The organism is Candidatus Pelagibacter sp. HIMB123 (assembly GCF_052048195.1).
Lineage (GTDB): Bacteria > Pseudomonadota > Alphaproteobacteria > Pelagibacterales > Pelagibacteraceae > Pelagibacter.
Window position 1 is genome coordinate 1 of the sequence record NZ_JBNAIL010000036.1, and the last position, 5,511, is coordinate 5,511.

At 30.0% G+C, this 5,511-nt stretch carries 5 protein-coding genes; 4 read left to right on the forward strand and 1 reads right to left on the reverse strand.

Annotated elements, in window-relative coordinates; translation table 11 throughout:
* Positions 1–507 (reverse strand): cupin domain-containing protein (locus ACTTBL_RS06700; RefSeq protein ID WP_440644143.1); only part of this gene is annotated, 507 nt, incomplete at its 3' end.
* Between the two features lie 50 nt (positions 508–557).
* Here ACTTBL_RS06700 and ACTTBL_RS06705 point away from each other — a divergent pair.
* The 4 genes from ACTTBL_RS06705 (at position 558) to ACTTBL_RS06720 (ending at position 5,486) form a co-directional block, all read left to right on the forward strand.
* Positions 558–1,643, forward strand: coding sequence for an ester cyclase (locus ACTTBL_RS06705; protein ID WP_440644144.1), 1,086 nt, complete (start codon positions 558–560; stop codon positions 1,641–1,643).
* A 1-nt stretch (position 1,644) separates the two neighbouring features.
* Positions 1,645–2,700, forward strand: a complete 1,056-nt coding sequence (locus ACTTBL_RS06710; RefSeq protein ID WP_440644145.1) for an ABC transporter ATP-binding protein — start codon at positions 1,645–1,647, stop codon at positions 2,698–2,700.
* A 147-nt stretch (positions 2,701–2,847) separates the two neighbouring features.
* Positions 2,848–4,179 (forward strand): ABC transporter substrate-binding protein, encoded by a 1,332-nt coding sequence (locus ACTTBL_RS06715; protein ID WP_440644146.1) that lies wholly within the window; start codon positions 2,848–2,850, stop codon positions 4,177–4,179.
* A 47-nt stretch (positions 4,180–4,226) separates the two neighbouring features.
* The gene (locus tag ACTTBL_RS06720; protein ID WP_440644147.1) at positions 4,227–5,486 is read left to right on the forward strand and encodes a carbohydrate ABC transporter permease; all 1,260 of its coding nucleotides are present in this window, start codon (positions 4,227–4,229) and stop codon (positions 5,484–5,486) included.
* The last annotated feature ends 25 nt before the right edge of the window (positions 5,487–5,511 follow it).

Consider the following 5,511-nt stretch of genomic DNA (forward strand, 5'->3'; position numbering starts at 1 on the left):
AATTTCATTTAAAGATAAATCAATTAATGAATTATCATTTAATAGTGCCATGCCTGTTTTTTTTGCTTTTTCTAAGACACTCGGAACCCAAGTTATTATTCCAGGATCATCTCCACCTAAAACTACAAAAATTAAACCTTCTTCATCACCCGCATTTTCAAATGCTCTAAACATATTTGTAGGCATAGAGATAATATCTCCAGTACTTAATATTGTTTCATCTTTGCCTTCAGCTCCCCAATAAAATTTCCATTTACCAGAATAAATAATGAAAACCTCTGCAGTTGTGTGGCTATGTAAACCAGAACCATTTTTAGGCATAGCAGATACAGCACCTAGATTAAAGCTATGAGGCATTGCTATTTTAACAAATTGTTTACTATCCTCTGCGACACCTGGGCCTACAATAGAATAATTTTTTCTTTCTTTGTGACCATCCATCTTGCCCTCAACAAATGGTAAAGTACTTGGAACAAGATCTTTAAATTTAGCTAATCGATTATTCATATTTTTTTAAACTATATTTTGTGATAGTAAAATTATCTAACAAAAAATATATGCAAATAGAACAATTTGATACAGGTCTTAAGGGTCAAGAGAAAGTAGAAAAAATAGTCATATCACCCGAGGAAAATTATAACTACAAACAAGTTGTCAGAAAATATTTAAATTCAATAGTAAATGACGGCATCTCTAAACTAGATCAAAATCTTAAAAATGTGTTCTCTCACAATATTAATGTTAATTGTTTTTACCCATTAAATGAATTTGTAGGAGTTGATGATTTTAAAGAAAAATTTTGGAAACCTCTTTTTAATTCATTTCCTGATCTTGAAAGACGAGAGCAAATAGTAATTAGTGGCGCTTTTAGAGATAAAATCCAAGTAGGTTCAATTTCTTCATTATCAGGAGTGTTTAAAAATACTTGGTTGGGCATTCAACCTAATAACAAAATGGTAAATTTAAAGTGTTGTGAAATTCACCAGCTTAAAGATGGTAAAATTATTGAGAGTTATATTTTAATCGATTTAATAGATCTATTAATACAAACTGGATCAAATCCAATTAATCCATCAAGAGGATCTGAAGGAAATTGGTTAAATCCAATTAACACAGATGGTATAAATTTTTTTGAAAAAGACATGGAAATTTCTAAAGCTAGTTTAGAGCAATCACTTATCATGCAGAGAAGTTTAAATATAAAACCTGAATTAGAGGTTTCTTCTGATAAAGATCTTAAGGAGAGATTAATAAATCATCCACAAAAAGATTATTGGCATGAAAAAATGATTTGGTATGGACCAAGTGGTATTGGAACTGCCAGATCTTTAGAGGGATTTGTAGATAATCATCAGTTACCTTTTAGAAAAACATTTAAGGAAAGAAATTATTGGAAACTTGGCCATTATTGTGAGTTAGGGGATGGAAAATTTTCTTTAACAGCAGGATGGAATAGTATTCAGGCAATATATGGAACTGAGGATTGGTTAGGATATAAATCTGAAAACCAAAAAGTAACTATGAGAGTTATGGATTTTTATCATCATGATGAAGGAAAAATTCGTGAAAACTGGGTTCCAATTGATATAATCCACATATTAAAACAAATTGGAGTGGATGTTTTAGAAAGTATAAAAAAATAAAATGGCTAACATAAAATTTAATGGAGTACACAAATCATTTGGATCTAATAAAATAATCACAGATTTTAATCTTTTAGGTAAAGAAGATGAGTTTCTTGTATTAGTTGGACCATCTGGATGTGGAAAATCAACTCTTCTAAGAATGATTGCCGGATTAGAAAAAATAGACGAAGGTGAAATTTTTATTAATGATCAAAAAATTAATGAACTTCATCCTTCGAAACGTCAAACTGCAATGGTTTTTCAATCTTACGCTCTTTATCCTCATATGAATGTTTATGAAAACATGTCTTTTGGTCTAAAAATTGAGAAAAGACCAAAGGAAGAAATAAATACAAAAGTAATGCAAGCTGCAAAAATTTTAAAAATTGAGGAGCTTTTAGAGAGAAAACCAAAACAATTATCTGGAGGTCAAAGACAAAGAGTAGCGATTGGAAGAGCCATTACAAGAAATCCAAAGATATTTTTATTTGATGAACCTTTGTCTAACTTAGATGCAGCATTAAGAGCTGAAATGAGGGTTGAAATATCTAAATTACACAACCAGATCAAAACAAATATGATTTATGTTACTCATGACCAAGTTGAAGCCATGACCCTAGCTGACCGAATAGTTATTTTAAATCAGGGTAATATTGAACAGGTTGGTACTCCTGAGGAAATTTATAATGATCCAGCAAATATTTTTGTTGCACAATTTATAGGGACTCCAAAAATGAATATTTTAGAGGTAAAAGAGGAAAATGTTGTTTCAGAAAATACAATTAAATTGTTAGGTAACGACATTCAATTTAACGATTTAAATATTAAAAAATTAAAACATTTTGTGGGTATTAGGCCTGAACATTTAAAAGCAAATCAAAATACAAAATTTACATTTAATCCTGAAATCGAATTAATTGAAAACCTTGGTAATGAAAAAATTGTATATATGAAAAAAGATGAATATCAATTAAGTGCAAAAATTCCAAGTAATGTTGAAATAGGAAGCTCTATAGGATTTGATTTAGATGACATTTTTATTTTTGATGCAGATGGAAAAAGAGTAAAACAGTAACACAACTCTTAATTGATCAGTTTTTAATTTTTCCTCTATTTTTGACAAATTATGAACCATTTGCATATCTGATATGTGACAGTCCTATCTTTGCTAAATATAATCATTTTAATATAATTTTTTTATTAACTTAAATCAGAGGTAAAAATGAAAAATATAATAAAGATTTTCTGCGTGCTTGCATTTTTTGTTTCGAATGTAGTTTATGCAGATATCAAGTTTTGGACTACAGAAGTTCAGCCAGCCAGAATGGCAAAACAAGAGGAAATGGCTAAAGCTTTTGAAGCTAAAACTGGAATTAAAGTAGATGTAATTCCAATTGAAGAAAAAGAATTAGGTACGAGAGCAACTGCTGCTGCGGCTGCAGGTGATTTACCAGATGTTATTTATCATACTCTTCAATATGTATTGCCATGGGCAGAAGCTGGAATTTTAGATGTAGATGCCAACAACGATGTTGTTAAAGAATTAGGTAAAGATACATTTGCACCAGGTGCACTTAACATGGCAAAATCAGGTTCAAAAATTGCTGCAGTTCCAGTTGATGGTTGGACTCAAATGGTTGTTTATAGAAAAGATCTATTTGAAAATGCAGATTTAGCACCACCAACAAGCTATGCGAATATTGTAGCTGCTGTTGAGAAATTATCAAAACAAAATGGTATGTTTGGTTTCGTAGCAGCAACTAAAACTGATGAAAATTTTATGAGTCAGGTTTTAGAGCATGTTCTTTTAGCAAATGGAGTTAATATCGTTAAAAAAGGTGGTATTAAAAAACAAGGTAAGAAACTGAAAGAGGCATTAGAGTTTTATAAAGTTATCTCAAAAGCAAGTCCTCCAGGAGAACTTTACTGGAAACAATCTAGAGAACTATACTTTGCTGGTAAAACTCCAATGATTATATGGTCTCCATTTATTATGGATGAACTTGCAGGATTAAGAGATTCTGCTCCTCCAACAATTAACAGTGATCCAACTTCTCCAGAGCTAGCATCAAAAACTGGTTTCATTACTAATTTTAGTGGACCAAGTAATAAAAAAGGTGCTGCATGGGCTGATATTAGATACTTTGGTATAACTGCTGATGCTGATACTGATGAAGCTAAACAATTTATCATGTACTCAATGGACGAAGGTTACACAAGTACGTTATCTATAGCACCAGAAGGTAAATTTCCTGTAAGAAGAGGAAATTCAAGTGATCCTGAAGCTTTTACAAAAGCATGGAGCAAGCTGCCAGTAGGAGTTGATAGAAAAGCCCCTTTGTCAGATCTTTATGACTCAGATGTTATTAATAATATCGTAGCAGGTTTAGATACTGCAAACAGATGGGGAGTAAAAGAAGGTGAACTATCTAGAGCATCAAAAGTCATTAATTCTCAATTTATAAACAGAATCACTAGACTTTATATTGATGATCAAATTGATGTAGATGAAGCTGTTGATATGATTAATAAATCATTAGCTAAATTCAATTAATTTAAATATTTTAAAAAAGCGGATAATATAAATTATCCGCTTTTTTTATGAATGACACTTTAGCAAATACAGAAAAAAAAACCGCATATATATTAACTTTACCTGCAGTACTTTTAGTTTTTGCAATCATTTTATTTCCAATTTTTGCAAACGTTTGGATTAGTTTTAAAGAAGTTGAATTAAAAGATATCAGAATACCAGAGCCAAGGGCGAAAAAAATTGTAAAATCTATTTCTGAAGAGACTTCAAAAATAAAAGTATTATACAAGTTAAGAAATAGCTCATTAATTCAAGAAATAAGAGATGTTTCTTTTCAAGATAATTATCCTAAAAATTTTGAAATTGTAAATTTAGATCCAAGATGTGATTACAAAAATTATGTATTAAAATGTGAATTTGGTAATTGGCCAGCTAAATATAGGGAGAATTTTCAAGTTATTTTTGAAACAAATGATGGCTCAAAAATTGATAAAAAAAATCTTAAATCAATCAAGCCAAAACTAGATGGTAAATCTGATAATATATTACTTAATACTAACTTTACTTTAAAAAATTTCAAAAAAGTTTTATTTGATAATGAGTTTATAGACTTACTTCTTACAACATTTTATTACACGTTTTTTGGGACAGTTGGCTCAATTATTTTTGGTATTTTGACAGCACAAATGGTTAATCAAAAGTTTTATGGAAGAACTTTTATGAGAAGTGTTTTACTTTTTCCATATGTAGCTCCCGTTGTTGCTTTGGCATATACCTGGGAACTATTATTAGATCCTAATAGCGGAACACTAAATAGTTTATTGATAAATTATCAAATAATAGAAACACCAATTAATTTACTTGGACAAAAATATATAGAGATTAGCGTTTTAGGATTTGATTTTAAATTGAGATTAGCTTTGACAACAGTCATAATGTTTGAGATATGGCGATATTTCCCTTTGGCATTCCTTTTTATTCTCGCAAGACTGCAAGCCATCCCTAAAGAGCTTTATGAAGCTGCTGATGTTGATGGAGCTAGCCCATTTCAAAAGTTTTTTAAAATTACTCTTCCACAAATAACAGCAGTTATATCAATATTGTTTATGATTAGGTTTATATGGAACTTTAATAAATTTGAAGATGTTTTTTTATTAACAGGAGGTGCATCTGGAACAAGAACTTTGCCTATAAATGTTTATCAACAAGGATTTGCAATTTCAGATATTGGTATGGGTTCAGCTGTTTCTATTGTCATTGTTGTCTTGCTTTTAATGTTTATGTTTTTTTATTTTAAACTTTTAGGAAAGAGGGTAGATGAAAATTAAAAATACAATTCTATTTTCATTGATA